29 protein-coding genes are annotated in these 23,726 nt (G+C 64.0%); 17 read left to right on the top strand and 12 right to left on the bottom strand.

Annotated features, from left to right (window positions below):
• Positions 1–45: 45 nt before the first annotated feature.
• The 6 genes from NCS00_RS24860 to NCS00_RS24835 form a co-directional block, all read right to left on the bottom strand.
• Positions 46–387 carry a hypothetical protein gene (locus NCS00_RS24860; RefSeq protein ID WP_008349022.1) on the bottom strand — a complete coding sequence of 114 codons (342 nt, stop codon included), beginning with the start codon at positions 385–387 and terminating at the stop codon, positions 46–48.
• Positions 388–451: 64 nt separating this feature from the next.
• A complete protein-coding gene (locus NCS00_RS24855; protein WP_250441250.1) occupies positions 452–1,210 on the bottom strand; it encodes a flagellar brake protein in 759 nt (252 codons plus the stop codon).
• A 222-nt stretch (positions 1,211–1,432) separates the two neighbouring features.
• On the bottom strand, positions 1,433–2,419 hold the full coding sequence (locus NCS00_RS24850) for a hypothetical protein (RefSeq protein WP_175982634.1): 987 nt from the start codon (positions 2,417–2,419) through the stop codon (positions 1,433–1,435).
• A 221-nt stretch (positions 2,420–2,640) separates the two neighbouring features.
• Positions 2,641–3,726: an alpha/beta fold hydrolase gene (locus tag NCS00_RS24845; protein ID WP_033536494.1), complete on the bottom strand. Its 1,086-nt coding sequence runs from the start codon at positions 3,724–3,726 to the stop codon at positions 2,641–2,643.
• Between the two features lie 108 nt (positions 3,727–3,834).
• The gene (locus NCS00_RS24840; protein ID WP_250441249.1) at positions 3,835–5,172 is read right to left on the bottom strand and encodes a glycosyltransferase family protein; all 1,338 of its coding nucleotides are present in this window, start codon (positions 5,170–5,172) and stop codon (positions 3,835–3,837) included.
• Between the two features lie 112 nt (positions 5,173–5,284).
• Positions 5,285–5,917 carry a TetR/AcrR family transcriptional regulator gene (locus tag NCS00_RS24835; RefSeq protein WP_250441248.1) on the bottom strand — a complete coding sequence of 211 codons (633 nt, stop codon included), beginning with the start codon at positions 5,915–5,917 and terminating at the stop codon, positions 5,285–5,287.
• A gap of 156 nt (positions 5,918–6,073) precedes the next feature.
• On the opposite strand from NCS00_RS24835, the gene NCS00_RS24830 reads away from it, so the two are divergent.
• Complete coding sequence (locus NCS00_RS24830; RefSeq protein WP_008349031.1) at positions 6,074–6,346, top strand: hypothetical protein; 273 nt, start codon at positions 6,074–6,076, stop codon at positions 6,344–6,346.
• On the opposite strand, the gene NCS00_RS24825 is transcribed toward NCS00_RS24830, so the two are convergent.
• The 3 genes from NCS00_RS24825 to NCS00_RS24815 are packed head-to-tail and all read right to left on the bottom strand — an operon-like array spanning position 6,339 to position 9,327.
• Complete coding sequence (locus NCS00_RS24825) at positions 6,339–6,665, bottom strand: AtuA-related protein (RefSeq protein ID WP_008349032.1); 327 nt, start codon at positions 6,663–6,665, stop codon at positions 6,339–6,341. The genes NCS00_RS24830 and NCS00_RS24825 overlap by 8 nt on opposite strands.
• On the bottom strand, positions 6,652–8,010 hold the full coding sequence (locus NCS00_RS24820) for an acyclic terpene utilization AtuA family protein (RefSeq protein WP_250441247.1): 1,359 nt from the start codon (positions 8,008–8,010) through the stop codon (positions 6,652–6,654). Before NCS00_RS24820 ends, NCS00_RS24825 begins: the two co-directional genes overlap by 14 nt.
• Positions 8,011–8,022: 12 nt before the next feature.
• Complete coding sequence (locus tag NCS00_RS24815; RefSeq protein WP_175982638.1) at positions 8,023–9,327, bottom strand: CitMHS family transporter; 1,305 nt, start codon at positions 9,325–9,327, stop codon at positions 8,023–8,025.
• Positions 9,328–9,427: 100 nt separating this feature from the next.
• Between NCS00_RS24815 and NCS00_RS24810 the strand changes: the two genes are divergently transcribed.
• Positions 9,428–10,324, top strand: coding sequence for a LysR family transcriptional regulator (locus NCS00_RS24810; protein WP_250441246.1), 897 nt, complete (start codon positions 9,428–9,430; stop codon positions 10,322–10,324).
• Between the two features lie 9 nt (positions 10,325–10,333).
• Here NCS00_RS24810 and NCS00_RS24805 read toward each other — a convergent pair whose 3' ends face one another.
• The gene (locus NCS00_RS24805) at positions 10,334–11,392 is read right to left on the bottom strand and encodes an NAD(P)-dependent alcohol dehydrogenase (RefSeq protein WP_008349042.1); all 1,059 of its coding nucleotides are present in this window, start codon (positions 11,390–11,392) and stop codon (positions 10,334–10,336) included.
• 317 nt (positions 11,393–11,709) lie between these two features.
• On the opposite strand from NCS00_RS24805, the gene NCS00_RS24800 reads away from it, so the two are divergent.
• Positions 11,710–12,030, top strand: coding sequence for a hypothetical protein (locus NCS00_RS24800; RefSeq protein ID WP_008349044.1), 321 nt, complete (start codon positions 11,710–11,712; stop codon positions 12,028–12,030).
• Here the strand turns inward: NCS00_RS24800 and NCS00_RS24795 are convergent.
• Complete coding sequence (locus NCS00_RS24795; protein ID WP_235366259.1) at positions 12,021–12,506, bottom strand: hypothetical protein; 486 nt, start codon at positions 12,504–12,506, stop codon at positions 12,021–12,023. The two genes, NCS00_RS24800 and NCS00_RS24795, sit on opposite strands and share 10 nt — an antisense overlap.
• A gap of 270 nt (positions 12,507–12,776) precedes the next feature.
• Here NCS00_RS24795 and napE point away from each other — a divergent pair, with 270 nt between their 5' ends.
• From napE to NCS00_RS24730, 14 genes are read left to right on the top strand one after another with little or no spacing between them, the layout of a single operon-like run.
• The gene (gene napE / locus NCS00_RS24790; protein WP_008349047.1) at positions 12,777–12,935 is read left to right on the top strand and encodes a periplasmic nitrate reductase, NapE protein; all 159 of its coding nucleotides are present in this window, start codon (positions 12,777–12,779) and stop codon (positions 12,933–12,935) included.
• Between the two features lie 25 nt (positions 12,936–12,960).
• On the top strand, positions 12,961–13,308 hold the full coding sequence (locus NCS00_RS24785) for a chaperone NapD (RefSeq protein ID WP_250441245.1): 348 nt from the start codon (positions 12,961–12,963) through the stop codon (positions 13,306–13,308).
• Positions 13,280–15,763, top strand: a complete 2,484-nt coding sequence (gene napA, locus NCS00_RS24780) for a periplasmic nitrate reductase subunit alpha (RefSeq protein ID WP_250441244.1) — start codon at positions 13,280–13,282, stop codon at positions 15,761–15,763. Before NCS00_RS24785 ends, napA begins: the two co-directional genes overlap by 29 nt.
• A gap of 18 nt (positions 15,764–15,781) precedes the next feature.
• Entirely contained in the window at positions 15,782–16,264 is a 483-nt protein-coding gene (locus tag NCS00_RS24775) for a nitrate reductase cytochrome c-type subunit (RefSeq protein WP_250441243.1), read from the top strand.
• Positions 16,265–16,284: 20 nt separating this feature from the next.
• Positions 16,285–16,890 carry a NapC/NirT family cytochrome c gene (locus NCS00_RS24770; RefSeq protein ID WP_008349056.1) on the top strand — a complete coding sequence of 202 codons (606 nt, stop codon included), beginning with the start codon at positions 16,285–16,287 and terminating at the stop codon, positions 16,888–16,890.
• A 24-nt stretch (positions 16,891–16,914) separates the two neighbouring features.
• Complete coding sequence (gene ccmA / locus NCS00_RS24765; protein ID WP_250441242.1) at positions 16,915–17,538, top strand: cytochrome c biogenesis heme-transporting ATPase CcmA; 624 nt, start codon at positions 16,915–16,917, stop codon at positions 17,536–17,538.
• Complete coding sequence (gene ccmB, locus NCS00_RS24760) at positions 17,535–18,203, top strand: heme exporter protein CcmB (protein ID WP_008349060.1); 669 nt, start codon at positions 17,535–17,537, stop codon at positions 18,201–18,203. Before ccmA ends, ccmB begins: the two co-directional genes overlap by 4 nt.
• Before the next feature lie 5 nt (positions 18,204–18,208).
• The gene (gene ccmC / locus NCS00_RS24755; RefSeq protein ID WP_250441241.1) at positions 18,209–18,952 is read left to right on the top strand and encodes a heme ABC transporter permease CcmC; all 744 of its coding nucleotides are present in this window, start codon (positions 18,209–18,211) and stop codon (positions 18,950–18,952) included.
• Complete coding sequence (locus tag NCS00_RS33395; protein ID WP_268811663.1) at positions 18,949–19,074, top strand: hypothetical protein; 126 nt, start codon at positions 18,949–18,951, stop codon at positions 19,072–19,074. Before ccmC ends, NCS00_RS33395 begins: the two co-directional genes overlap by 4 nt.
• Positions 19,071–19,526 (top strand): cytochrome c maturation protein CcmE, encoded by a 456-nt coding sequence (gene ccmE, locus NCS00_RS24750; RefSeq protein ID WP_175982644.1) that lies wholly within the window; start codon positions 19,071–19,073, stop codon positions 19,524–19,526. Before NCS00_RS33395 ends, ccmE begins: the two co-directional genes overlap by 4 nt.
• Positions 19,523–21,490, top strand: a complete 1,968-nt coding sequence (locus NCS00_RS24745; protein WP_250441240.1) for a heme lyase CcmF/NrfE family subunit — start codon at positions 19,523–19,525, stop codon at positions 21,488–21,490. Before ccmE ends, NCS00_RS24745 begins: the two co-directional genes overlap by 4 nt.
• Entirely contained in the window at positions 21,487–22,026 is a 540-nt protein-coding gene (locus NCS00_RS24740) for a DsbE family thiol:disulfide interchange protein (RefSeq protein WP_250441239.1), read from the top strand. Before NCS00_RS24745 ends, NCS00_RS24740 begins: the two co-directional genes overlap by 4 nt.
• A complete protein-coding gene (locus NCS00_RS24735) occupies positions 22,019–22,411 on the top strand; it encodes a cytochrome c-type biogenesis protein (RefSeq protein ID WP_008349071.1) in 393 nt (130 codons plus the stop codon). Before NCS00_RS24740 ends, NCS00_RS24735 begins: the two co-directional genes overlap by 8 nt.
• Positions 22,408–23,436 (top strand): tetratricopeptide repeat protein, encoded by a 1,029-nt coding sequence (locus NCS00_RS24730; RefSeq protein WP_250441238.1) that lies wholly within the window; start codon positions 22,408–22,410, stop codon positions 23,434–23,436. The genes NCS00_RS24735 and NCS00_RS24730 overlap by 4 nt, the downstream gene beginning before the upstream one ends.
• 9 nt (positions 23,437–23,445) lie before the next feature.
• On the opposite strand, the gene NCS00_RS24725 is transcribed toward NCS00_RS24730, so the two are convergent.
• Entirely contained in the window at positions 23,446–23,667 is a 222-nt protein-coding gene (locus NCS00_RS24725; RefSeq protein ID WP_008349074.1) for a DUF3079 domain-containing protein, read from the bottom strand.
• Positions 23,668–23,726 lie beyond the last annotated feature (59 nt).

Raw genomic sequence — 23,726 nt, 5'->3', positions numbered from 1 at the left:
ATTGTGCACGCTAAGCCGGCGCGCGTGCGCGCAATGACGGTCCGATCAGACGAACGGTGCGGTGAGAATCAGCGTGCATTCGGTGAGAAACGAGCCGATCCCGACGCCGATCAGCACGCGCGCGACGATCGTCCATACGCGCCGATCGACATTGCCCGCGCAGCGCCACGCGAGCGTGCACCACAGCAGATACAGCGCCGAGCACACGGCGAATACGCCGAGCATGCCGGGCCAGAACCAGACGGTGATCAGCAGAAATGTTTCGGGAGTGACGCCGCTCGTCCAGAGGTCGAGATAGACGAACCACCACGCGAGGTGGATCGGCACGCCCAACAGCCACCAGACTTTCCAGAAGCGTTCTTCTCCGCGCCAGGCCTTGCGCAACATGCGTCGTCGTGAGTGGAAAGAGGCACGCATTTTACTCCACGCGTTGCGCGCCCTTTCCGCGCCTTCAGGCCGACAGGCTGCGCCGTTTCGCTTCCATGCGCGTGATGAGCCGCTGCAGCACGTTCTCCGCGGCGGCCGAAAGCCGCACGAAGCGAAAGCCGACGACGTAACGCACATCGCCGCGCGGCGTCGTCACGGAGCGCGGCGACACGAGTTCGAGATCGACGGGCAAGGCCGCGCCCGGACCGAGATGAAGCACGACATCGCGGAACACGGTGCCGCGCTCCGTTTCCGCGAGACGCGGCGTGTCCATGCGCAGCGCGATGCCACCGAGCGACAGGTCGTGCACTTCGTGGCGGAACGCTTCGCCGTCGGCGAATGCACCTTTCGCGTAGAAGGGTTCGAGAACCGGCGTCGGCACGCGGAAGTATTCGCGACGCTGGAACTGATAGAGCTTCTCGGGGAACGGCACTTCGAACGCCTGACGTCCTTCGTGGGTCACGGCGCGCGCGGCGAGCGTCGTGAATTCGACGCGCACGCCGTCCGGCGCACCCTTGAAATACAACTGCCGCGCTTCGAGCAGCACACGATTGTCCGCCTCGACGCCGCCCCAGTCGAACACGATGCACGCTTCGCGCGCGTCGGTTTTCAGCAGTTGCGTAACGATCTGTCCGCGCCCGCTCGTCACGGTGAGCATGTCGCCCCGCTGCACGAGCGTTCGCAGAACGATCGATATTTCGGATGGCGTGTGTCGCGCGAAGCGCTCATGATCTTCCGCGAATTTTTCGATGTCTGTCGTTTGCGGCAACGGTTCGGCGAGCATGATGGTCCAATCTAGTTATCAGTTTGGGACAGCGAGCGACGACTACCTGCTTTGCCTTATGTTGCCCGAAAAAAAACGGCTTCAGTACATCGGTAACGACTAGATTTTCACGGCAATTCAGCGTTTTGCAGAGCAGCAAACCATTTGTCTTACGGATAACGTTCTAAAAATGAGAAGGCCGGGCGCGAACACCCGGCCTTCTCGCGCTTCATGCGACACGCGTCACGCGAGCGTATCGAGTTCGCTTGCGAGCGCGCGGCGTCGGATAGGCGCGAGCGCAGCGCCCATGCGTTCGCCCTGCGCCTCGCTGATGAGGCTCATCAGGATTTCGCCGAAGCGCGGTTCGTCCACGCCCGAGATGATGTACTGCCACCGATACGCATCGACCAGTCCCGCATGCACGCGCGCCTCTTCGTCGGCGGAAAGCGCGCGGTCGAGTTGCGATACGAAGTAATGCGCGTCGGCGGCGGCTTGCGCCTGCATCATCCCGTCGATGGCCGCGACTAGCTCGATCAGATCGCCGATCGCGGCATCGCGCGCGTCGTCGTCGAGCCGCGCGTCTTCGCGCATCCACTCGAGTTCGTCGATGATCGCGTGCTGCGACTCCTCCTTCCAGTGGAACAGGAAGATGTCCTTGAATAGCGGCGACAAGCTCGCGTCGCTTTCCATGCTCTGCCGGTAATGCACCTGCGTGACGATTTCGACGCAACACGTCAGCGCGAGAATCGACCACGTCGATTTGCCGAGCACGAACGCGGCAACCTCGTCGGCCTGCGCGATGAAGCGATAGCCCGGCGGCAGCGTTTGCGCGGCGAGCGCTTCCACGCGGCGAAACAATTCCTGATGCTTCAGCTCTTCGTCGGTGAACCGCACGATCGCTTCGAGCGCGGTCTGATCGCCGAGCGCATGATCGCGGCCGACCTCCAGCATCTTCGCGCCGACGAAACGCTCGATCATGCCGAACATGTTGGCGTACGTGCGGCCCTGAACCTGCGACATCAGACGGCGTTCGCGCGCGTCGAGGAACGGCAGACGATGCACTTCGGATAGTCCGTCGGGCATGAACTTGTGCGCGGGATCGAAATGACGGCCGCGCAATACGTCGCGATCGATGTCCCAGCGGATGCGGCGGGACACTTCGATGCACTTCGCATAACGTTGCTGCGGGGTGATTTTCCTGGATTGAGACTCGTGCTGAACGGCTTCCATGTGCGAACTCCGGAACGACTCTGCGTCGATGACTCTGATGAATGCGCGCCCTGCAATCCGCGCGCTGCGTCGAACAGGTCTGCGTAGGGTTGTGCGCCGCGTCACCGTTCTGCGAATCATTCTCTGCAACGGCCCGCTCTCGCACATGAGGCGCATGTCCCGGCTGCGCACCGGGACACGGCATTTGGCGGCAATGAAGGGGGACGCAGGTCCCGAAGCGCTCAGGCGGCGGGCGCGTCGAAGCCCGCGCGGCGCGCGAGCACGATGGCCTGCGCGCGGTTTTCGACTTCGAGCTTCGCGAAAATGCTGGTGATGTGATTGCGCACGGTCTTCTCGCTCAACGCGAGTCGCGCGGCGATCTGCGCGTTGTCGCGCCCGCCCGCGAGCAATTCGACGATATCGCGCTCACGCGGCGTCAGCGCGGAGAACGCCGGATCGCTCACGTTCGATGACGGCAGAAACCCCCGCACTTCCTCGCGCCAGCGTTGCCACGCAGGCTCGGATTCGAGCGTGATGTGATTTTCGCTATCGAGCGGCACGAAGCGCGCGCCGGCAATCTGCCCGGCGAGCAGGCGGCTTTCGTCGAACGGCACGCGCGCATCGCCGCTCGCGTGCAGCACGAGCGTCGGACATTGCACGCGCGGCAGCAGCGCCACCACGTCGATCTCGTTGAACACGCGCATGATGCGCGCGGCGTTGCGCGGCGTGGTCGTCAGACGTTCGAGTTCGTTGAACCAGTGATGCTGCTCCGGCGTGCCGCCGGGAATGAACTGCGTCGTGAAGAACTGGCGAAACGCCGGATTCTGCTTGCCCCAACCGAGTTCGGCGAGCTTCACGAGCATTTCGGCTTCCTCGTGCAACGCCGGATCGCACGAGCGTTTCAAACGGCCGCGCGCGTACCCGCCATGCAGCACGAGATGCGTGACCCGCTCCGGATGCGCGACCGCATACGCGATGGCAATCGACGCGCCCTGCGAAATTCCCAGCAGCGGAAAGCGTTCGAGGCCGCTCGCATCGGCGACGGTTTCGAGATCGCGCAGCCAGGCGTCGAAGGAAATTTCGCCGACGTCGCGATCGGAGAGACCGCAGCCGCGCTGATCGTAGCGAATCAGCGTGTGACGGCCGCACAGTTCGAGCATCAGATGGTTCCAGACCGGGCTCGTGAAATCGAGCTCCAGATGACTGAGCCAGTTCGCCGCCTTGATGAGCGGCGGGCCAGAGCCGCACGTCGCGTACGCGATGCGCACGCCGTCGCTCGCCGTGCAAAGGCGGATATGCTGCCGAGGCGTGGACGGGCGCGGCATCATCGGAACGATGTGTAAGTAGGGACTACCTAAAAAATCGATGCACGCGCGGCGGCTCGCGCGATCGCTCATGCTTGCGCGTAAAGCTTTGGAAAGTCAAGGAATAGACAGTCAGGGACGGCGCGCGCCGCGCATCTGGCTCGTCAGGTCGCCGTGATGCATGATGAGCGCGCGCAGCGACGGCCACATATGCATGTAATGCACCATGAAGCTGTCGCGCGACTGAAGCTGATACGGCGTGTTGATGGTCGCGCAATCGAGCAGATGGCGCGAGTCGGCAAGGCCATGCCGTGCGAGCACCTTGATGAACACGTCCTGGTCGCCGCCGCTTGCATAGGTCGACGATTTATCCGCGATCGCGCCGATGCTCTGCTCGATTTCCGTCAGCACGTCGAGATTTTGCGGCGTGTTGCGAAAACCCATGATGCCCGAGTTGAACTGCCAGCTTACGTCCGTCGCGAGCACGCGATCCCGCTTCTCGCATAGCGGTTCGAGCCGCCGGCTCTGATCGGCGACGAGCACGTCGGCATCGATCCAGAAGACCCATTCGTGTTCCGGCAAATGGCGCAGCAACACCCAGGGCTTGATCCAGTTGCCGCTCGCGCCCGCGCCCGCTTCGGCCGGCACGTCGCGATAGAGATGCAGCGCGTAGCCGTGACGCTCGCAATAGCGGCGCACGTTGCGCTCGGCGATCGCGCCGTATTCGCGGATATTCGGCGTATGAAGCATCGCGAGCGCGATGGACGCGCTTCGGTTCGACGCTTCGTAGCGTGTTTCATCGGCTTCCGGCTGCGGCAAGGCGAGATACGGCAGGCCGCGCGCCTGACACTCGTTGATGTGCTCCGCGAACAGATCGCGCAAGTCGGCGAAGACCGGCTGATTCTTCGGCGCATCGGGCATATCGGCGAGCGCAAGAGAGAACGCGGGCCATTCCGCCCATATCGGCGACACGTTCAGCGCCGCGAGCACAACGGGATGATGGCCTTCGATCGCCTCAGTGAACGGCCGAGGTCCTAGCGCACTCAGCAACTGCGCTTCGCTCGCGAGCGCCCTGCCGAACCTGGCACCCTCGCAGATGCGTTGAACCTGCTCGCGCGCGGCCGCCGTGTTGCGCCAAAGCTGAAACGCCGCCATGACGTCGCCGGGGTCCTCGTCACGATACGAGACGATCCAATCGCGGTTTTCCCCGCGCATGAGCGTCTCGCACGGAATGTCGCGTAACAGCAGGCAATCCTGCGTGATCAGCAACACGAGATCGCCCTCGGCACACGCGCGCAGCTTGCGCAACAACACTTGATACTTCAACAGCATTCGCAGATGTGCCCAGCCGATCGCGGCCGTATCGACATACTCGTGCGGATAAGCAAGACGCGCGCAATAGCGGCGATGATTTTCGAACGACGCGCGCGCGGTGTCGTCGGCAAAAAAACTGATGACGTGAGTCGTCATGGCGATGCTCCAAAATGCCGGGTGTCGGGGATTTTGGTCCCGTCATCGGCGCGCGGGCAAGCGCAAGGACACTTTGTTTCGTCGTCGATTGTGACGGCTGCGAACGTTTCGCTCAGCGCTTCGCGCGCAGCGGCAGCGTCGCGATGAACTGATCGACCGCCGCGAAAAGCGCCGCACGCCGCACGCCGTCCTGCGCCTGAATCGACAGACCCGCGAACAATGTCATGCACAGCGCGGCGAGCGCCTGAACATCGGTGCGAGCGTCGAGCTCGCCATTTTCGACGCCCTGCGCGAGCCGCGCCGCGACGATCGACGCGACCTTGCGCCGGCGCTTCTGCATCTCGGCGCGCAATTGCGCGTGCTCGCCGCCGACGGACATCGCGCCCAGAAAGATCATGCAGCCACGCGGAGTCTTCCTGCCGGTGAACAATTCGACGCTCGCGCGGAACATCGCGCGCAGGCCGTCGCGCACGGATTCGTGCGCCTGCAACTGCCTGAGCGCCGCGCCGCCTTCGGCTTCCGTGTACAGCTCGACCGCCTCCCGATACAGATCTTCCTTGCTGCCGAACGCGGCATAAAGGCTCGGCGAATTGATGCCCATTGCTTCGACGAGATCGGCCATCGAACAGGTGTCGTAGCCTTTCGCCCAGAACAGTTCCATCGCGTTTCGCAACGCCGCTTCGCGGTCGAATGCGCGCGGCCGGCCGCGCGCCCTGTGCTGCGTCTCGTGCATTTCCGACGACATGTCTCGCTCCTTTTCGATGCCGGCGATTAGTGCGTCCATCGAAATTCTGAATTATGTGTCGATCGTAACAAAATAACTGGACGCTGTCGCGCGCCGATGCTTAAATATCTGTATCGATCGTCACATAAACATCGGAACCATCTCAGGAGTGTCGCCATGAAATCGACTTTGTCCGCGCTCGCAGCCGCTTTGCTGCTGGCAAGCCCGCTGGTGTCGTTTGCGCAAGCCACGGAAACGGCTGCATCGCCTGCGCCGTATTCGGTGTTCGTCGATCAACCCACCGGCTTCACGTTCGTGAAAATGCCGTCGGGCTGGAAGTTCGTCGGCGCGGTCTCGCAGGAAGAGGCGCAGCATGTGCCGGCGAACGTGTTGACGTCGGTGTTGCCCGCGGATTCCGCGCGCAAGATCGACACGGTATCGGTCAGATAGGCGTTGGGCTGGAAACCGCATCGATTTCGATATCGAGCAAAGCCGAGCTCATCGACTTGCCGTGCGCGTCGAGCGCGAGCGAACGCGTGACGCCGCCGCCGAGCGCATCGCGCAAAACGAAATTGAACGCGTGCAAGAGCGGCAGTTCGTAACGCACGACATCGCCCTTCACGACATCGGCGAGATGCGCTTTCACGCGCTCGGGCGTCAGTTGCGCGCGCAGATGCGCGTAGTGCTTCGCGTCGAAGCAGATCACCGACACGTTCAACGTGTTGCCTTTGTCGCCGGTGCGGCCGTGCGCGAGTTCACGCAGTTTCATCGCTTGCCTCCACGAATTCGAAAACGGGCTTCACGTGTTCGCGCGCGAGCAGCACGGACTGCACCGCGATGACTTCCCGCGTCGCCTTCGTCACGCCGCCGCCGCCCGCCGGGCCGTTGGTATAGAGCGTTTCGATCTCGTTGCCGATGCGCGCCGCCTCCTTCGCGCTCGACGTGCGTCCCGCGACGCGCACGCGCACTTCATACGGCTCTTCGGCGTTCGCTGCAAGCGCGTCGCCGTAAAGCGAATTGACGCCGATGAGGTCGAAGCGCAGTTCGCTCGTATCGATGCACATGATCGACAGCCGTTCGCGCGCGATATCGAGCGCGAGCCGCGCGCGTGCGACCGCGCCCGGACCGCCGTAGGAAATCTGACCTTCGCCGATATAGCCATCGACATAAGCGACCGATGTCTTCAGCGTATCCGTGCGCGCGTGGCCGCGTCCGCCGGTCACGCGCACGCGGTCGCGCGCTTCCTGCGCGACGCGAACTTGCGTGAAATCCGCGACGACGTCCGGCTGAAAATAACGCGCCGGATCGTGAATCTCATAGAGCAGTTGTTCCTTGCACGTCGCTTCGGTCACGCAGCCGCCTGCGTGCGGCACCTTCGTCACGATGACAGAACCATCCGCGCTCACTTCGCCGATCGGGAAGCCGAGACGCGCGAGATCGTTCACGTCCTTGTAACCGGGATCGGCGAAATAGCCGCCCGTCACCTGACCCGCGCATTCGAGCAAATGGCCGACGACGGTCGCCTGTCCGAGCGTCGTCCAGTCGTCCATCTTCCAGCCGAATTCGTGGATGAGCGGCGCGGTGAATAGCGACGGATCCGCAACGCGGCCGGTCAGCACGATGTCCGCGCCGGCCGCGAGCGCAGCGACGATCGGCGCCGCGCCGAGATACGCATTCGCCGACACGATGCGGTCCGCGTACGCGCTCACATCGTCGCCGGATTCCTCGAAGCGCAGGCGCGAACGCAAAACGACATCGAGCACGTCGTCGCCGGTGACGGCTGCGATTTTCAATCCGTCAAGGCCGAGCTCGCGCGCGATCCTCGCGGTCTTCTTCGCCGCCGCACGCGGATTCGCCGCGCCCATGTTCGAGATGATCCGCACGCCATTTTTCGCCGCGACGGGCAGCACGGCGCGCATGCGCGTTTCGAGCAACGGGTCGTAACCGAGTTCGGGATCGTTGCGGCGCGACTGCTGCGCGATCGCGATCGTGCGTTCGGCAAGGCATTCGAACACGAGATAGTCGAGCGCGCCGTGCTCCGCGAGTTCGACGGCAGGTTCGATGCGATCGCCCGAATAACCCGCGCCCGCGCCGATTCTGATGATGTCTTTCATGGTGCTTTTCCTTTACAGCGGGAACACGCCCAGCACGACGCACGCGATCGTCATGACGACCGACGCGCCGAACAGCAGCGGGAACGTGAACTTCTGATGATCCGCGAGATCGATGCCGCACAAGCCGACGACGAGAAACGTCGCGGGCGTGAGCGGGCTCACGGGAAAGCCGGTCGTCATCTGACCGAGGAGCGCCGCCTGGCCGACATGCACCGCCGGCACGCCGAGTTGCGACGCCACTTCGGCGATCACCGGCAACACGCCGAAATAGAACGAATCGGGATCGAAGAGCATCGAGAGCGGCATCGACAGCAGGCCGAGCACGACCGGAATGTGGCCGGCAAAAGCGGGCGGCACGAAACCGACCGCCGCCTGCGCCATCGCCTTCAACATGCCGCTGCCCTGCATGATGCCGGTGAACACGCCGGCCGCGAGCAGAATGCCGGCCATCATCAACGCGGCGCGAGCGTGCGCGTCGATGCGCTTTCGCTGCATGTCGACGTTCGGATAATTCACCATCAGCGCAATGCACAGCCCGACCATGAACATGATGGCGGGCGGAATCTTTTCGCCCATCGCGACCATCGTGCCGAGCACGACGACCGTCAGCACGATGTTGAACCAGAAATTCTTCGGGCGGCGCAGCGACTGTTCTTCGGGCGTCAGTTCGCGCTTCGGAAGCGGAATCGCGCCGTTCGCGCTCGAATAGCCGAGACGCTTTTCCTCGCGGCGGCCGAGCCACCACGCCATGCCGAACACGAACACGAGCCCGACGGCCTGCACCGGAATCAGCGGATTGAACAGCGATGAAATCGGCAGATGCAGCGACGCCGATGCGCGGATCATCGGCCCGGTCCACGGCAGAAAGTTGATGCCCGCCGCCATCGAAACGGCCGCGGCGAGCACGCGCTTGTCCATGTTCAGGCGATCGTAGAGCGGCAGCATCGCGGGAATCGTGACGAGAAAGCAGACGGCGCCCGAGCCGTCCAGATGAATCAGCAGCGCGAGCAGCGTCGTGCCCATCACGATGCGCGTCGGTTTCGTGCCGACCGCGCGCAGGATGCGATCGATGATCGGATCGAGCGTGCCCGCGTCCGTGATCGTGCCGAAGTAAAGGATCGCGAACACGAACATGCCGACGACCGGCGCGAGGCTCTTCAATCCGTCGATGACGAACCTGCTCGTCGAAAGCCCGAAGCCGCCGATCAGCGACGCCACGATCGGCACGATGATGAGCGCGACGAGCGGCGACATCCGTTTGGAAAGGATCGCCCCGAGCAGGACGACGATGGTGGCGAGGCCGAGCATCGGCAGCATGAACGTGTCTCCGAATATTGTCTTTTGATGCGGTCCAGAGTAAGTTCGGAGCGGCAATTACACAATTGAAATGATTTGATCGCAGCTATCACGGACCATAATGGATCTGAATCTTCGCGATATCCGCGCGCTCGTCGCCGTGGCCGAGGCGGGCAGTTTCACGCGCGCCGCCGAACGCCTGCATTTGTCGCAACCCGCGCTGACCGTGCAGATACGCCGCTTGGAGGAAGCCGTCGGCGCGCGGCTTTTCGACCGCAACAGCCGCAACGTCGCGCTGACGCCGACCGGACGGGAACTGCTGCCGCTCCTGCGCAAGTCGTTGCGCGACATGGAGAACGTGCTGCGCGATGCCCGCGCGATGGGCATCGGCGAAAGCGGCACGATCCGCATCGCGTGCCTGCCGACGTTCGCGGCGAGCGTGTTGCCTGAGTTGATCATCGGCATGAAGCGCGAGGTGCCGCGCGTCGCATTTCAGATTCGCGACGTCGTGGCGAGCACCGTGAATGCGCTCGTGCGCAGCGAGGAAGCCGATATCGGGCTGACCGGCGGCGATGTGGCCGATCCGTTGCTTGAAGTGCTGCATGCGGGCGTGGACCGGCTCGTCGCGGTGTGTCCGAAGGCGCATGCGCTCGCGAAGAAACGCCGCATCGCGCTCGACGAGCTCGCGCGTTCGCCGCTCGTGCTCACCGCGCCAGGCACGAGCGTGCGCGCGGTCGTCGACGCCGCGCTCAGCGAGACGCGCGAAACGCTCGAGATAGCGTGCGAGCCGACTTACATGATGACCGCCGTCGCGATGGTGCGCGGCGGCCTCGGCGTGACGATTTTGCCGGAAACCGCGCGCGAGGTGCGCGCGGAACCGGGGCTCGTCGCGAAACCGATCGACCATCCGGCGTTCGTGCGGCCGATCGCCATCGTGAAGAAGCGCGGCAGGACGCTGCCGGCAGTGACGGAACGCTTCGTCGAAAGCATGCGCGAGGCGATGACATCGCCCCGCTGATACACAGGCTTACTTTTCCATCGTCGCCATGTCGATCACGAAGCGATACTTCACGTCGCTCTTCAACATGCGCTCGTAAGCCTTGTTGACTTCGTCCATGCGAATCATCTCGATGTCGGACGTGATGCCGTGCTTGCCGCAGAAATCGAGCATTTCCTGCGTTTCCGCGATGCCGCCGATCAGCGAGCCCGCGAGCGAGCGGCGCTTGAAGATCATGTTCATCACCGAAGGCGACGGATGCGGATGCTCCGGCGCGCCGACGAGCGTCATGGTGCCGTCACGCTTGAGCAGCGACATGAACTGATCGAGATCGTGCGACGCGGCGACCGTGTTCAAGATGAAATCGAAGCTGTTCGCGTGCGCGGCCATCTGATCCGGATCTTTCGACACGACGACTTCATGCGCGCCCAGACGCTTCGCATCCTCGATCTTGCCCGGCGACGTGGTGAAGAGCACGACATGCGCGCCCATTGCGGCGGCGATCTTCACGCCCATGTGACCGAGACCGCCGAGACCGACGATGCCCACCTTGTGCCCCTTCTGCACGTTCCAGTGGCGCAGCGGCGAGTACGTGGTGATGCCCGCGCACAGCAACGGTGCAACGGCCGCGAGTTCGAGGTTCTCGGGGATGCTCAGCACGAACGCCTCGTCGACGACGATGTTCGTCGAATAGCCGCCGAAGGTCACGCCGCCCGACTTCTTATCCGGCGAGTTGTAGGTTTGCGTAAAGCTTTCCGGGCTCTCGCAATATTGTTCGAGTCCTTCCTTGCACGCATTGCAGACGCGGCATGAATCGACCATGCAGCCGACGCCCGCCAGTTGCCCGACCTTGAACTTCGACACGTCGGAACCGACTGCCGCGACGCGACCGACGATCTCATGGCCCGGCACGACCGGATAGTTCGTGCCGCCCCATTCGTTGCGCGCCATATGCAGGTCGGAATGACAGACGCCGCAGAACAGAATGTCGATGCGGACATCGTTCGGACCGACATCGCGGCGTTGAATTTCGAGCGGACCGAGCGGCTTGTCGGCTGCGGATGCTGCATAGGAATACGCTTTCAGCATGGTTTGCTTCCCTCTTTGATTTGCATCTGTGAACAGGACCGGCGCTTGCTCCTGCCGGAGAAGCGCGGCTATTGAATCAGACGTGCTGGATGGTCTTTGTGTGCGGCAGCGAACGTTCGCCATCATGCTCCGCCACGCGTTGCGAGCGACTTGCCGATCGCGCCGGTAGTTAGGCGGAGACGCGCAACGTCAGTACTGTATGCCTATCGGGGATTATCTGCCGAAACGACCGCGCGCCAGGCGCGTCGCCGGAGAATTTGACAATCGGCGCCGTGAGGATCGACCTCGCGGCGGAAGCATTTCGAGAGACCAGAACGATGAAAGCGAAAGCCATTACGGCCAGCATCGGCATGCCGGGCGGCGCGGTCAGCGCCGAGTTTCATATCGATACGGGGCGGCTCAGGATCTTCGAGCGCGGCATGCTGCGCGTCGAATTGTTTCCGCCGCAATCGTGGTTCACGGTGGCGTCGGTGGCGGGAAACAGCCGCTGGGGCACGCGGCCGCTGGAAGCGGATATGCGTCTCGTCGTCGAGAGCTTTATCCTGCAGCGCTTCGGCATGAAGGCGTATCGGGGCGAGACTTCCAGCGCGCAACGCGTATTCGATTCGCGATCCGAATCTTTAGCGGATCATCTCTGACTGCGCGCGGGCGGCTGATAGCCCGGAACCTGATGCAGCGCGCAATCGCACGCTGCGGAGAGCGCCGCCAGCCGCTCGATGTTCTCGCGCAAGTCGGCCTGCGTGCGCGCAATCGTTTCACGCAGCGCTTCGACCCGCGGCATGATCTGTTCCGCGATCACGCTGCTTTCTTCTTTCTTCCCGAGCCACGCTTCGGCGTCTTCGCGCGCTTCGCGCAGTTCCATCACCGAGACTTCGGTCTGTGCCTGAAGACGCGCATAGGTTTGCGCGAGTTCGCCGAGCCCCATCGATTCCATGCGTTCGACGAAATCGCGCGTCGAATGCATTGCGAGTTCACCGGCGTCGTAAGCCATGAACTGGGCATCGTCGATTGAAAGCGAGATGCGGCCTTCGGGCGTGGCGAATTCGAGCTTGATCGGCATGATGCGTGGATGTCCGTAATCGAAGAAGTGACCGGATTCTAGAAAGCCGCGCATAAAGCGACATTCAGAACAAGATGAAAGCCATATCGCGCGCGTGAAAAGGAGCATTAACGTCATTGCGATTCGTTCGAGCGCGCGAAACGATGCACGGCGATTAATTCGAATTGCGCCACATTTGGCGCGATGGAAATTTATCGACAGTTGCAAAACCCGCCCTCGACGCCGTGCGATTTTCAACTTGAAAAGATGCATTTCTTAAACCAACAATGGATCCATCTTTCGCGCTGGCCACCCCACTTCGCCAACCGAGATCTGACGCGCCCCATGGATGAGAAAGACGAAATACGCAAATCCGAAGAGTTGCGCAGCTTTCTGTTTCTGACCGTCGTCATGGTTCCCGTGCTCACGGTCATGATCATCGCCACTTACGGATTCGCGGTCTGGTTCTATCAGATGCTGATCGGCGGACCGCCACATCATTAACGAGCGTCGCGACTATTTGAATTAAATGGAGCTCAAACTCGTCGATATCAACGATCGTTACGCCGACAAGACCGACGAGTCTTGCGAGTTTCACATAGCCGGCGTCGTTGTATTCGGCCGTATAGAAGCGCTGCAACGAATTACGCGCGCGCTCGCGGCTTTGCCTGGCGCGCAAGTTCACGGATCGAGCGCCGACGGCAAGATCGTTCTCACGCTCGAAAGCGATCGCTCCGCTTGCGTCGCCGAACAATTGCAGGCGGTGCAATCCATTCCCGATGTCATCAGCACCGCGCTCGTCTATCAGCATCACGAAGCCGCCGATCCGCTCACCGAGGACATCGACGATGAAACTGACTCGTCGCGCGTTCATTAAGCAGACGGCCGCCACCACGGCGGCCGCATCCGCGGGCATCACGCTGCCCGACATGCACGCCGTCGCGCAGAGCGACGACATCGCCTGGTCGAAAGCGCCCTGCCGCTTCTGCGGAACGGGATGCGGCGTGCTCGTCGGCGTGAAGGCCAATCAGGTCGTCGCGACACAGGCCGACCCGCAGGCGGAAGTCAACCGCGGACTCAACTGCGTGAAGGGCTACTTCCTCTCGAAGATCATGTACGGCCAGGACCGTCTGACGACGCCGCTCATGCGGATGAAAGACGGCAAATACGACAAGAACGGCGAATTCCTGCCCGTGTCGTGGGATGTCGCGTTCAACGTGATGGCCGAGCAGTTCAAGCGCGTGCTGAAGGAGAAAGGGCCGACGGCCGTCGGCATGTTCGGTTCGGGGCAATGGACCGTCTGGGAAGGCTACGCAGGCGTCAAGCTGATGAAGGCGGGATTTCGCAGCAACAATATCGATCCGAACGCGCGGCATTGCATGGCATCGGCCGTGACGGGCTTCATGCGGACCTTCGGCATGGACGAGCCGATGGGCTGCTACGACGACATCGAAGCCACCGACGCCTTCGTGCTGTGGGGCTCCAATATGGCCGAGATGCATCCGGTGCTGTGGTCGCGCGTGACGGCGCGGCGGCTTTCGAATCAGGACGTGCGCGTCGTCACGCTGTCGACGTTCGAGCATCGTTCGTTCGATCTCGCCGATCAAACCATCGTCTTCACGCCGCAATCCGATCTCGCGATCATGAATTACATCGCGAACTACATCATCAAGAACGGCAAGGTGAACCGCGATTTCGTCGACAAGCACACGAACTTCAAGAAGGGCAACGCGGACATCGGTTACGGGCTGCGGCCCGACCATCCGCTGCAAAAGGCGGCGAAGAACGCGGGCGATCCGAACGGCTCGCAGCCGATCACCTTCGACGAATTCGCGCAGTTCGTCTCGCGCTACGACGCTGCCTACGTGACGAAAATTTCCGGCGTGCCGAAGAACAAGCTCGACCAGCTCGCGCAGTTGTACGCGGACCCGAAGACGAAAGTCGTGTCCTTCTGGACGATGGGCTTCAATCAGCACACGCGCGGAACCTGGGCCAACAACATGGTCTACAACCTGCATCTGCTGACGGGAAAAATATCGACGCCGGGCAACAGCCCGTTCTCGCTGACGGGCCAGCCGTCCGCGTGCGGCACGGCGCGCGAAGTCGGCACGTTCTCGCATCGGCTGCCCGCCGATATGGTCGTGACCAACCCGAAGCATCGCGAGGAAGCGGAGCATATCTGGAAGCTGCCCGCGGGCACCATCCCCGACAAGCCGGGCTTTCATGCCGTGCTGCAAAACCGCATGCTCAAGGACGGCAAGATCAACGCTTATTGGGTGATGGTCAACAACAACATGCAGGCTGCCGCGAATATCAACAACGAAGCGCTGCCGGGGTATCGCAAGGATTCGAATTTCGTCGTCGTGTCGGATGTGTATCCGACGGTCACGGCCGTCGCCGCCGATCTGATCCTGCCATCCGCGATGTGGGTCGAGAAGGAAGGCGCCTACGGCAACGCGGAACGGCGCACGCAGTTCTGGCATCAGCTCGTACAGGCGCCAGGCGGCGCGCATTCGGATCTCTGGCAGATCGTGGAATTCTCCAAGCGCTTCAAGGTCGAGGAAGTCTGGCCCGCCGAACTGCTCGCGAAAAAGCCCGAATACAAGGGCAAGACGCTCTACGACATCCTGTATCGCAACGGCCAGGTCGACAAGTTTCCCGCTTCGCAAGTCGATCCGAAATATCGCAACAACGAGGCTGCGGCGTTCGGCTTCTATATCCAGAAAGGATTGTTCGAGGAATACGCGAGCTTCGGACGCGGCCACGGCCACGATCTCGCGCCGTTCGACATGTATCACCAGGCGCGCGGCATCCGCTGGCCGGTCGTCGATGCCAAGGAAACGCGCTGGCGTTACAAGGAGGGTTCCGATCCGTATGTGAAGGCCGGCGCCGACTGGCAGTTCTACGGCAATCCGGACGGCCGCGCGGTGATCTACGCGCTGCCTTACGAGCCGCCCGCCGAATCGCCGGACAAGGACTATCCGTTCTGGCTCGCGACGGGCCGCGTGCTGGAGCACTGGCATTCGGGATCGATGACGCGCCGCGTGCCCGAGCTGTATCGCGCGTTTCCGAACGCGGTGTGCTTCATGCATCCCGACGACGCCAAAGCGCTTGGCCTGCGACGCGGCGTCGAGGTGCGCGTGATATCGCGGCGCGGCGAGATGCGTACGCGCGTCGAGACGCGCGGCCGCGACAAGCCGCCGCGCGGGCTCGTCTTCGTGCCGTGGTTCGATTCAAGCCAGCTCATCAACAAGGTGACGCTCGACGCCACCGATCCGATCTCGTTTCAGACCGACTACAAGAAGTGCGCGGTCAAGATCGTGCGGGTCTAGGGTCCGGGAGCCGACGCCATGCGTACGTTGACAGCCATCGGCATTGCATCGCTTCTTGCGCTGGCCGTGCTCGCGATCGCGCAGCCCACGGTGCCCAGTCTGCCGTTCCACGATTCGCTGCGCGGCACGGCGCCGCTCGATGAGGAACCGAAAGCCCCGCTCATCGCGCCGACCGAAAACAAGGGCGTGATACGCGGACTCAACTACGCACAGCAGCCGCCGACGATCCCGCACAAGATCGACAACTATCAGCTCGACAAGAACGCCAACCGCTGTCTCGGGTGTCACGCGCGCAGCCGCGCCGAGGAAAGCGGCGCGGTGCCGGTGGCGGTGTCGCATTACATGGATCGCGAGGGCGGCGTGTCCGGGCATCTGTCGCCGCGACGCTACTTCTGCACGCAATGCCACGTCCCGCAGGCCGATACGAAACCGCTCGTCGGCAATACGTTCGTCGCCGTCGAAGACGTCAGGCAGCAGCCGGACAAAACCAAGAAGCGATAGACGATAAACAAGCGACCATCATGTGGGCACTGATCAAGCGCTACTGGATCACCATTCGCCGGCCGAGCCTCTATTACAGCCTCGGCTTTCTGACGCTGGGCGGCTTCGTCGCCGGCGTGGTGTTCTGGGGCGCCTTCAACACGGCGATGGAGCTGACCAACACCGAAGTCTTCTGCACCGGCTGTCACGAGATGCGCGACAACACCTACGCCGAACTGAAGAACACGATCCACTTCAGCAACCGCACGGGCGTGCACGCGAAGTGCTCGGACTGCCATGTTCCCCACAACTGGACCGACAAGATCGCCCGAAAGATGCAGGCGTCGAAGGAAGTGTGGGCGAAGATTTTCGGCGCGGTGAACACGCGCGAAAAGTTCCTCGACAAGCGGCTCGAACTGGCCGAGCACGAATGGGCGCGCTTCAAGGCGAACGACTCGCTCGAATGCCGCAATTGCCACTCATTCCAGTACATGGACTTCACGCGGCAAAGCCCGCGCGCGCAGCAGGCGCATCAGCGCTTTCTGGAGACTGGCGAGAAGACGTGCATCGATTGCCACAAGGGCATCGCGCATGAACTGCCGAACATGGCGAAGGCGCAGGAAATCGACGACAGAAAGAAGCAGTAAACAACGCCAAGAGAGGAAACATTCATGCTCAGCGCCCGGCAACTCGACGTGATGCGCGGCAGCCGCACGATCGTCGCCGGCGTGAATCTGTGCGTCGATGGCGGCGCGGCGTTGCTCATCCACGGCGCGAACGGCAGCGGCAAGAGCTCGCTGATCGCCGCGCTCGCGGGTCTGTTGCCGCCCGCCGCGGGGAAGGTGTCGTGGCGCGGCGTGAACGTGCGCGACGATCCGGCGCGCTTCAGACGCGACCTCGCGTATCTCGGCCACGCCGACGGCTTCAACGGCGAACTGACGGTCGCGGAAAACCTGCGCTTCGCGGCGTTGCTCGGCGCGAACGCCTTGCGCGCGAACGAGCGCGACGTGCTCGAGCGCGCCGGTTTGCAGCCGCTGATGCACGCGCGCCTGAACCGGCTGTCGGAAGGTCAGCGGCGGCGCGTGGCGCTCGCGCGGCTCATGCTCGCGGCCAAGCCGCTGTGGCTGCTCGACGAACCCACCGAAGCCGTCGATGACGCGGGCGCGCTCTGGTTCGCCGCATGCATCGACGATCATCTGCGCGAAGGCGGCGCGCTCGTCGCGACGACGCATCGCCCGCTTGCCGTCGATGCCGCGCGCGCACGTCATCTGCATCTCGAACGGAGCGCGGCATGATCGCGCTGACGCTTCGGGTGATCCGGCGCGAGCTGCTCTTGAACTGGCGCTCGCGCACCGTGACGCTTTCCGTGCTGCTGTTCTTCGTGCTGGCGTCGAGTCTGTTTCCGCTCGGCGTCGGTCCCGATCCGAAGCTGCTGCACGCAATCGCGCCGGGCGTGCTGTGGGTCACGGCGCTGTTCGCGGCGCTGCTTTCGGCTGGCCAGCTCTTCAGCAACGATTTCGCGAGTGGCGCGCTCGAACAGATGCTGCTTTCGCCGCAGCCGCTCGCGGGCATCGTGCTCGGCAAGATCGCCGCGCACTGGATCACGACCGGTCTCGCGCTCGTCGTGCTCGCGCCCGTCGTCGCGCTCGAATACGGGCTCGATGCGCGCACGATCCTCATGCTGATGGCGTCGCTCCTGATCGGCACGCCGCTGCTTTCGCTGATCGGTTCGATGGGCGCGGCGCTCACGCTCGGCGTGCGCGGCGGCAGCGTCGTGCTCGCATTGCTGATTCTTCCGCTCTACGTGCCGGTGCTCGTATTCGGCGTCGGCGCGGCCGATCCCGCCGCGAGCGCCGCATGGGCGAACGCGAATTTCTCGCTGCTCGCGGCGGCGTTGTGCATCGCGCTATGGCTGTGTCCGTTCGCGAGCGCGGCGGCCCTGCGCATATCGATGGAATAGCGCCTATGAACTGGTTCCGCTACGCGTCCGCCCGCAACTTCGAACGCTTCGCCGCGCGCGCGACGCCGTGGTTCGCGTTCGCGTCGGTCGTGTTCATCGCGATGGGACTCGTGATCGGCCTCGGCGTCGCGCCCGCCGATGCGCTGCAACGCGACATCTACCGCATCATGTTCGTGCATGTGCCCGCCGCGTGGATGTCGATGCTCATCTACCTCGTGATGGCCGCGTACAGCGCGCTGCATCTCGCGATGAACGCGCGCCTTTGCGCGATGATGGCCCGCGCGCTCGCCCCGACCGGCGCGTCGTTCACGGCGATCGCGCTGATTTCGGGCGCGTTGTGGGGCAAGCCGACGTGGGGCACATGGTGGGTCTGGGACGCGCGGCTCACGTCGGAGTTGATCCTGTTCTTCCTGTACGTCGGCTATCTCGCGCTGCACGCGGCCATCGACGGCACCCGCCGCGCCGATCGCGCGTGCTCGGTGCTCGCGCTGATCGGCGTCGTGAATGTCCCGATCATCTATTTTTCCGTGCAATGGTGGTACACGCTGCATCAAGGACCGTCGCTCGGATTCGGCAGCGGCGTCGCGATGGAAACGTCGATGGCTTGGGGCATCGTCCTGATGACGGCGGGATTCTGGTCGTATGCGATCGCCGTGGCGTTGGCGCGCGCGCGCGTCATCCTGCGCGCGGCCGAACGCGTGCGCGCGAGCGACGAGCGTCCTTCGCGAATCGAGGAGCGTGCCGCATGAACACGCTCGCATCCGTCCCGACGATGCTCGCCGCAAATCCGCTGCTTTGCGCCGCGTTCGCGATCACTTTTCTGCTGATGGGCGCGGAAGCGTGGCTCGTCCACCGCGCGCTGCGCCGATGAAAGCGCGCCATCGCCGCTTCGCGTTCATCGCGCTCGGCCTCGCGAGCGCCGCGCTCGCGTGCGCGTTCGTGCTCAACGCGTTCCGCGCCAACGTGATGTTCTTCGTCAGCCCGAGCGAGATCGCGTCGCACGAGGAAACGCGCACGCAGCGCTTCCGGCTCGGCGGACTCGTCGAACGCGGATCGCTCTTGAAGCACGCCGACAGCCGCACGGTGAGCTTCGTCGTCACGGACGGGCGCGCGTCGATTCCTGTCGTCTACACGGGCGCGCTGCCCGATCTCTTTCGCGAAGGCAGCGGCGTCGTCGCGCAAGGCACGCTCGGCGCCGACGGACGTTTTCACGCCGACGAAGTCCTGGCCAAGCACGACGAAAAGTACACGCCGCCGCCACTCGAACGCGCGCTGCGTGAAGCGCGCGCATCGGCGGACGGGAACGCGGGAGCGCGCCGATGATCCCCGAGATCGGCCATTTCGCGCTCATCCTCGCGATGCTGCTCGCGCTCGTCGCGGGCATCGTGCCGATGCTCGGCGCGCGACTTGCCATCGAAGGATGGATGCGCGTCGCCGCGCCCGCCGCGTGCGGGCAATTCGGCTTCGTCGCGATCGCGTTCGGCTGTCTCGCGGCGTCGTTTCTCGACGACGATTTTTCCGTGATCTACGTCGTCGGCAATTCGAACTCGGCGCTGCCGGCCATTTATCGGTTCACCGCGGTCTGGGGCGGTCACGAAGGCTCGCTGCTGCTGTGGGCGCTGCTGCTCACACTCTGGATGAGCGCGGTCGTGTGCTTCGGCAAGCGCCTGCCGTTGCCGTTCGCGGCGCGCGTGCTCGGCGTGATGAGCTGGATCGACGCGGGCTTTCTGCTTTTCATGCTGCTGACGTCGAATCCGTTCACGCGCATCATGCCGCCCGCGATGAACGGCCGCGATCTCAATCCGCTGTTGCAGGATCCCGGCATGGTGATTCATCCGCCGCTGCTGTACATGGGCTACGTCGGCTTTTCGGTGGCGTTCGCGTTCGCCATCGCCGCGCTGCTCGATGGCAAGCTCGACTCCGCCTGGGCGCGCGCCTCGCGCGCGTGGACGCTCGCCTCATGGACGTTCCTGACGCTCGGCATCATGCTCGGCAGCGCGTGGGCATACTACGAACTCGGCTGGGGCGGATGGTGGTTCTGGGATCCGGTCGAAAACGCGTCGTTCATGCCGTGGCTCGTCGGCACCGCGCTGATCCATTCGCTCGCCGCGACCGCCAAGCGCGGCGCGTTTCGCGCGTGGAGCGCGCTGCTCGCGATCTGCGCGTTCTCGCTCTCGTTGCTCGGCACGTTTCTCGTGCGCTCGGGCGTCGTGACATCGGTGCACGGCTTCGCGTCCGATCCGGCGCGCGGCGTGTTCATCCTCGCGTTGCTCGCGCTGTTTTCGGGCGGCGGTCTCGCGCTGTTCGCGTGGCGCGCGCCGCGAGCCGTGTCGGCGGTCGGTTTCGAGCCCGTATCTCGCGAGGCGTTGCTGCTGTCGAACAATCTGCTGATGCTCGTCGCCGCTGCATCGGTGATGCTCGGCACGCTCTATCCGATGGTCCTCGACGCGCTCGATCTCGACAAGATTTCCGTCGGCGCGCCGTACTTCGACAGCGTGTTCGTCCCGCTGATGACACCCGCGATCTTTCTGATGGGCGTCGGGCCGCTCGCGCGCTGGAAGGCCGCGCGTCTGCCGCAGCTTGCCGTGCGGCTGCGCTGGGCCGCGCTCGTGAGCGTGGCGAGCGCGTTCGTGCCCGGCGTGTCGCGTCCGTTCGTGAGCCTCGGCTTGCTGCTCGCCGCGTGGACGTTCGCGACGATCGCGACGAGCGTGATCGAGCGCATCATCAAGGGACGGCAGCGCGTGCGGCTCGCGACCGTCGGCATGTGGCTCGCACACGCGGGCGTCGGCGTGTTCGTCGTCGGCGTGACGATGGTGAAGGGCTTTCCCGTCGAACGCGACGCGCGGCTCGCGCCCGGCGAGAGCGTCGATGCGGGCGGATATCGCTTCCGGCTCGACGACGTGCGCGCGATCGACGGACCGAACTATCGCGCGACGCGTGCGACGATCGCGGTGACGCGCGACGGCAAAGCTATCGCGACACTGCATCCGGAGAAACGCGAATTCCTCGTCTCCAACACGCCGACGACCGAAGCCGCCATCGATCGCGGCGTGCTGCGCGATCTGTACGTCGCGCTCGATCAGCCGGCGGGCGGCGGCGCGTGGACCGTGCGCATCCAGATCAAGCCGTTCGTGCGCTGGATCTGGGGCGGCTGCGTGTTGATGGCGCTCGGCGGCCTGCTCGCGGCGGCGGATCGGCGTTACGCAAAGCTGCGCGCGCCGCAGCGAGCCGCCGCCGTTGCGATTGCCGTGGAACCGCCGCGAAGCATCGGCGAGACAGGACGATGAAGCGCTTTCTGATTCCGCTCGCCGTGTTCGGTCTGCTCGTCGCGGTGCTCGCGGCCGGTTTGCGCCACGATCCGCGTCGCCTGCCTTCCGCGCTCATCGGCAAACCCGCGCCGGAGTTCGATCTGCCGCGTCTCGATGCCGCGAACCGGACGATGTCGTCGCACGCGCTGCGCGGACAGGTGTGGATTCTGAACGTGTGGGCGTCGTGGTGCGAAGCGTGCCGCGATGAGCATGCTGTCCTGATGGATTTCGCGGCGAGCGGCGCGGCGCCGGTGTACGGCCTGAACTACCGCGACGAACGTGCGCCCGCGCTGCAATGGCTGAAGGCGGCGGGCAATCCGTACGTGACGTCGTTCGTCGATCGCGACGGGCGCACCGGCATCGACTATGGCGTGTACGGCGTGCCGGAGACGTTCGTGATCGATCGCGCGGGCGTCGTGCGCTATCGGCAGGCGGGACCGCTCACGCGCGCGTCGATCGATGGCGTGATTGGTCCGCTCGTCGGCAAGCTGCAAAAGGAGAACGCGCGTGATTAGGCGGCTTGCGTGGATGATCGCTGCGTGCATCGGGTGCGCTCAGGCGCAGCAATCGCCCGATGACGAACGCGCGCGCCATCTCGCGGAGCATTTCCGCTGCGTGGTGTGCCAGAACCAGAGCCTCGCCGATTCGACCGCCGATCTCGCCGCCGATCTGCGCGCGCGCATTCGCGAGCAAGTCGGGCAAGGCGCGAGCGACGAGCAGATTCAGGCGTACATGGTGCGCCGATACGGCGACTTCGTGCTGTATCGGCCGCCCGTGAAGCCCGTCACGTGGGCGCTGTGGTTCGGGCCGTTCGCCGTGCTCGCGGCGGGCGCGGTTGCGATGGCGCTGCATATCCGGCGCGCGCATCAGACCCGAAGAAAAAGGAGCATGAGCCGATGATCCCGTTCTGGCTGATCGTTGCCGCGATGCTCTTCGCCGCGCTCGCATGCGTCGTGCCGCCGCTGTTGCGCGCGCGCGTCGCGAATCAGCGAACGACGCAAGCCGCGCTCGCCGGCTTGCTGATCGCGCTCGTGCCGGCGTCCGCGCTGACGCTTTACATGCGTGTCGGCGATCCGGCGGCGCTCGCGATTCAAGCGGCGGCGGGTTCATCGGTGAGCGAACACGCGGACACGCCCCGGTCGATGGAAGCGGCCGTCAGTCTTCTGGCCGCGCGGTTGCGGCGCAATCCCGACGACGCCCAAGGCTGGACGATGCTCGCGCGTTCGTACATGGTGCTGACGCGCGCCGACGATGCCGCGCAGGCGTATCGGCGGGCGGTTGCGCTGAATCCGCGCGATGCCGAATTGCTTGCCGATTACGCCGATGCCATCGCGAGCGCGAACGGCGGCGATCTCAACGACGCGGCGCTGAAGGTCATCCACTCGGCGCTCGCGCTCGACGCGACGCAGCCGAAGGCGCTGGCGCTGGCTGCATCAGCGGCATTCGACCGGCGCGAATACACGCAAGCCATCGGATACTGGGAGCGTTTGAGGCAGGTGCCGGATCTCGCGCCGCAGGTCGCGCAGCAGGCGCAGAAGAATATCGACGAAGTGCGGGCGATCGCGGACGGCACCGGTTCGGCGTCGATCGAAGTCCGCGTGCAGTTGAGCCCTGAGTTCGCGTCGCGCGTCCGTCCAACGGATACGGTCTTCGTCTACGCGCTCGCCGACGATGGCTCACGCATGCCGATCGCGGTCCAGCGCCTGAGCGCGAACCAGCTTCCTGCGACGGTTTATCTCAACGATTCAATGTCGATGACGCCGAACCGCCGCCTCTCGGATTTCGAGCGCATCGACATCGCTGCGCGCGTGTCGGCGTCCGGGAAAGCGCGGCCATCGCCCGGCGATCTGAGCGGATCGAGCGGACGGGTATCGACGAAAGATGCGGGCGTGATTGAACTGACGATCGGCGAAATCGTGCGCTGAAGTCGCGATTCAGCGCGCTTTGGCGACGGACGGTTGAATCGACTTGGCGTTGTCGGCGATTTCGAGGCCCCAATCGCCTTGCTCGTACCAGTCTTCGCCAAGCAACTCGGCCGGATGCTGCGTCCGGCTCGAACCGTTTCCGCAACGCATGGCGTCCGTCGCGCAATAGTGATCGCAGCCCCAGCAATTGCGCTCGGGATGCTTTGGGTTCAGGGGAAAGCGCTTCGACATCGTGCGGTACTCCGTGGATTGCGGCGTGCGAGCCAATCGGCATCAAGCCTAAGATCGGC

Origin of the sequence: Caballeronia sp. AZ1_KS37, assembly GCF_023631165.1 — a bacterium.
Classification (GTDB): Bacteria; Pseudomonadota; Gammaproteobacteria; order Burkholderiales; family Burkholderiaceae; genus Caballeronia; species Caballeronia zhejiangensis.
This window is presented reverse-complemented; position numbering and strand designations above follow the sequence as displayed.

Excerpts from the sequence above, each read along its gene's own strand:
- NCS00_RS24845 (WP_033536494.1), bottom strand. The coding sequence starts at position 3,726 with ATGATGCCGCGCCCGTCCACGCCTCGGCAGCATATCCGCCTTTGCACG.
- NCS00_RS24805 (WP_008349042.1), bottom strand. The coding sequence starts at position 11,392 with ATGCTGAAAGCGTATTCCTATGCAGCATCCGCAGCCGACAAGCCGCTC.
- ccmC (WP_250441241.1), top strand. The coding sequence starts at position 18,209 with ATGAACTGGTTCCGCTACGCGTCCGCCCGCAACTTCGAACGCTTCGCC.
- NCS00_RS33395 (WP_268811663.1), top strand. The coding sequence starts at position 18,949 with ATGAACACGCTCGCATCCGTCCCGACGATGCTCGCCGCAAATCCGCTG.
- NCS00_RS24860 (WP_008349022.1), bottom strand. The coding sequence starts at position 387 with ATGTTGCGCAAGGCCTGGCGCGGAGAAGAACGCTTCTGGAAAGTCTGG.
- NCS00_RS24855 (WP_250441250.1), bottom strand. The coding sequence starts at position 1,210 with ATGCTCGCCGAACCGTTGCCGCAAACGACAGACATCGAAAAATTCGCG.
- NCS00_RS24740 (WP_250441239.1), top strand. The coding sequence starts at position 21,487 with ATGAAGCGCTTTCTGATTCCGCTCGCCGTGTTCGGTCTGCTCGTCGCG.
- NCS00_RS24835 (WP_250441248.1), bottom strand. The coding sequence starts at position 5,917 with ATGTCGTCGGAAATGCACGAGACGCAGCACAGGGCGCGCGGCCGGCCG.
- NCS00_RS24830 (WP_008349031.1), top strand. The coding sequence starts at position 6,074 with ATGAAATCGACTTTGTCCGCGCTCGCAGCCGCTTTGCTGCTGGCAAGC.
- NCS00_RS24730 (WP_250441238.1), top strand. The coding sequence starts at position 22,408 with ATGATCCCGTTCTGGCTGATCGTTGCCGCGATGCTCTTCGCCGCGCTC.
- napE (WP_008349047.1), top strand. The coding sequence starts at position 12,777 with ATGGATGAGAAAGACGAAATACGCAAATCCGAAGAGTTGCGCAGCTTT.
- NCS00_RS24800 (WP_008349044.1), top strand. The coding sequence starts at position 11,710 with ATGAAAGCGAAAGCCATTACGGCCAGCATCGGCATGCCGGGCGGCGCG.
- NCS00_RS24825 (WP_008349032.1), bottom strand. The coding sequence starts at position 6,665 with ATGAAACTGCGTGAACTCGCGCACGGCCGCACCGGCGACAAAGGCAAC.
- NCS00_RS24810 (WP_250441246.1), top strand. The coding sequence starts at position 9,428 with ATGGATCTGAATCTTCGCGATATCCGCGCGCTCGTCGCCGTGGCCGAG.
- NCS00_RS24785 (WP_250441245.1), top strand. The coding sequence starts at position 12,961 with ATGGAGCTCAAACTCGTCGATATCAACGATCGTTACGCCGACAAGACC.
- ccmE (WP_175982644.1), top strand. The coding sequence starts at position 19,071 with ATGAAAGCGCGCCATCGCCGCTTCGCGTTCATCGCGCTCGGCCTCGCG.
- NCS00_RS24770 (WP_008349056.1), top strand. The coding sequence starts at position 16,285 with ATGTGGGCACTGATCAAGCGCTACTGGATCACCATTCGCCGGCCGAGC.
- NCS00_RS24840 (WP_250441249.1), bottom strand. The coding sequence starts at position 5,172 with ATGACGACTCACGTCATCAGTTTTTTTGCCGACGACACCGCGCGCGCG.
- NCS00_RS24850 (WP_175982634.1), bottom strand. The coding sequence starts at position 2,419 with ATGGAAGCCGTTCAGCACGAGTCTCAATCCAGGAAAATCACCCCGCAG.
- NCS00_RS24795 (WP_235366259.1), bottom strand. The coding sequence starts at position 12,506 with ATGCGCGGCTTTCTAGAATCCGGTCACTTCTTCGATTACGGACATCCA.
- NCS00_RS24820 (WP_250441247.1), bottom strand. The coding sequence starts at position 8,010 with ATGAAAGACATCATCAGAATCGGCGCGGGCGCGGGTTATTCGGGCGAT.
- ccmA (WP_250441242.1), top strand. The coding sequence starts at position 16,915 with ATGCTCAGCGCCCGGCAACTCGACGTGATGCGCGGCAGCCGCACGATC.
- NCS00_RS24815 (WP_175982638.1), bottom strand. The coding sequence starts at position 9,327 with ATGCTGCCGATGCTCGGCCTCGCCACCATCGTCGTCCTGCTCGGGGCG.
- napA (WP_250441244.1), top strand. The coding sequence starts at position 13,280 with ATGAAACTGACTCGTCGCGCGTTCATTAAGCAGACGGCCGCCACCACG.
- NCS00_RS24745 (WP_250441240.1), top strand. The coding sequence starts at position 19,523 with ATGATCCCCGAGATCGGCCATTTCGCGCTCATCCTCGCGATGCTGCTC.
- NCS00_RS24725 (WP_008349074.1), bottom strand. The coding sequence starts at position 23,667 with ATGTCGAAGCGCTTTCCCCTGAACCCAAAGCATCCCGAGCGCAATTGC.
- ccmB (WP_008349060.1), top strand. The coding sequence starts at position 17,535 with ATGATCGCGCTGACGCTTCGGGTGATCCGGCGCGAGCTGCTCTTGAAC.
- NCS00_RS24775 (WP_250441243.1), top strand. The coding sequence starts at position 15,782 with ATGCGTACGTTGACAGCCATCGGCATTGCATCGCTTCTTGCGCTGGCC.